Here is a 2316-nt window from a genome sequence, read left to right as displayed (position 1 = left end):
CGCCTCGGCCAGCGCGTCGGCGTCGCCGAACGGCACGTGCGTCACGTCGCCTGGTAGCGGGCGGAACGGGTCGGCCTTGGCAGGCTGCCCGGTCAGCGCCAGCGCGCCCATGGTCCGGCCGTGGAAGCCGCCGTGGGTGGCGACCACGTGCCGGCGGCCGGTGAGCCGGGACAGTTTGAACGCCGCCTCGTTGGCCTCCGCGCCGGAGTTGGCGAAGAACACCCGGCCGGGGCGGCCGGCCAGCGCGAGCAGCAGCTCGGCCAGCGCCACCGGCGGCTCGGCGACGAACAGGTTCGACACGTGCCCGAGCGTCGCGACCTGCTTGCTGACGGCGGCCACCACCGCCGGGTGGGCGTGGCCGAGCGCGTTGACGGCGATGCCACCGAGCAGGTCGACGTACTCCCGGCCGGTCTCGTCGGTCACGACGGCGCCGGAGCCGGAGACGAGCGCCAGCGGCGGCGTGCCGTAGTTGTCCATCATGGTGGCGTTCCACCGCTGCACCAGCGTGCTCATGAGTCGATCACCATGGTTCCGAAGCCCTCCGACGTGAACACTTCCAGCAGCGTGGAGTGGGCGACCCGGCCGTCGACGACGTGCGCGGCGGGCACTCCCCCGCGCACCGCCCGCAGGCAGGCCTCCATCTTCGGGACCATGCCCGACTCCAGGGACGGCAGCAGCTTCGCCAGGTCGTCCGCGGTGATCTCGCTGACCAGGCTGGACGTGTCCGGCCAGTCGGCGTACAGGCCCGGGACGTCGGTCAGCACGACCAGCTTGCGGGCGTCCAGCGCCACCGCGAGCGCGGCGGCGGCGGTGTCCGCGTTGAGGTTGTGCAGCACCCCGTCGGCGTCCGGCGCGACTGTCGAGATGACCGGGATCCGGCCGGCGGCGATCAGGTCGGTGACCGCCGAGACGTTCACCGACTCCACGTCGCCCACCTGGCCCACGTCGACCGCTTCGCCGTCCACGTACGCGGGACGGCGCACGGCGGTGAACAGCCCGGCGTCCTCGCCGGAGAGGCCGACCGCGTACGGGCCGTGCGCGTTGATCAGCCCGACCAGTTCCCGGCCGACCTGGCCGACCAGGACCATCCGGACCACGTCCATCGCCTCCGGGGTGGTGACCCGCAGGCCGCCCCGGAACTCGCTGGCGATGCCGAGCCGGCCGAGCATGGCGGAGATCTGCGGGCCGCCGCCGTGCACCACCACCGGCTTCAGGCCGGCGTAGCGCAGGAACACCATGTCGGCGGCAAACGCCCGCTGCAGTTCCGGGTCGACCATGGCGTTGCCGCCGTACTTGACCACGACGGTGGCGCCGGAGAAGCGGGCCAGCCAGGGCAGCGCCTCGATCAGCGTGGCGGCCTTGGCCTGGGCCCGGGTGAGGTCAGCACTCAAGTTCATGTGGAATAGGCCGAGTTCTCGTGTACGTACGCGTGGGACAGGTCGTTGGTCCAGATGGTGGCGGTGTCGACGCCGGCGTGCAGGTCGATCCGGACGGTGACGCCGCGGCCGGTGAGGTCCACCTTGGCGCGGTCCTCGGCGGCGGCGCCGCCCCGGCACACCCAGATGCCGTTGACCGCGACGTCGACGCCGTCCGGCTCGAACACGGCGGTGGTGGTGCCGACCGCGGCGAGGATGCGGCCCCAGTTCGGGTCGTTGCCGAACAGCGCGGTCTTGACCAGGTTGTTGCGGGCCACCGTACGGCCCACCTCGACCGCGTCGTCCTCGCTGGCCGCGCCGACCACCTCGATCGCGACCTCCTTGGTCGCGCCCTCGGCGTCGGCCAGGAGCTGCTGGGCCAGGTCGTGGCAGGCGGCGGTGACCGCGGCGGTCAGCTCCTCGGCGGTCGGCTCGATCCCGGACGCGCCGCTTGCCAGCAGCAGCACCGTGTCGTTCGTGGACATGCAGCCGTCGGAGTCGATCCGGTCGAACGTGATCCGGGTGGCGGCGCGCAGCGCGGCGTCCAGGGCGTCCGGCCCGGCCACCGCGTCGGTGGTGAGCACGCAGAGCATGGTGGCCATGGCCGGGGCGAGCATGCCCGCGCCCTTGGCCATGCCGCCGACGGTCCAGCCCGTACCCTGCGCCACTGTCGTCTTGGGCCGGGTGTCGGTGGTCATGATGGCCTCGGCGGCCGCCGGGCCGCCGTCGCGGGACAGGCCGCGCACCGCGTCGCGTACGCCGGGAAGCAGCTTGTCCATCGGCAGCCGCTCGCCGATCAGGCCGGTCGAGCAGACCGCGACCTCGCCCGCGCCGACGATGAGCCGCGCGTTCGCCGCGGTGATCGCGGCGGCGGTGTGCTCGGCGGTGGCGTGGGTGTCCT

General features: G+C 73.3%; 3 protein-coding genes. All 3 read right to left on the bottom strand.

The genetic code is table 11. The annotated features are described in order from the left end of the window. A partial coding sequence (locus KBX39_RS29075; protein WP_210873602.1) for an aminotransferase class III-fold pyridoxal phosphate-dependent enzyme occupies window positions 1-513 on the bottom strand: 513 nt, incomplete at its 3' end. Beyond that, window positions 510-1397 carry an acetylglutamate kinase gene (argB, locus tag KBX39_RS29070; RefSeq protein ID WP_043324923.1) on the bottom strand — a complete coding sequence of 296 codons (888 nt, stop codon included), beginning with the start codon at window positions 1395-1397 and terminating at the stop codon, window positions 510-512. The genes argB and KBX39_RS29075, both read right to left, overlap by 4 nt. Beyond that, window positions 1394-2316, bottom strand: a 923-nt coding sequence (gene argJ, locus KBX39_RS29065; RefSeq protein WP_210873601.1) for a bifunctional glutamate N-acetyltransferase/amino-acid acetyltransferase ArgJ, incomplete at its 5' end; no start/stop codon positions are given. The genes argJ and argB, both read right to left, overlap by 4 nt.

The sequence above is a fragment of the Micromonospora sp. D75 genome, assembly GCF_018070405.1.
GTDB classification, from domain to species: Bacteria; Actinomycetota; Actinomycetes; order Mycobacteriales; family Micromonosporaceae; genus Micromonospora; species Micromonospora chalcea.
The sequence above is the reverse complement of the archived record's forward strand: the minus strand, read 5'-3'. Positions and strand labels throughout refer to the sequence as shown.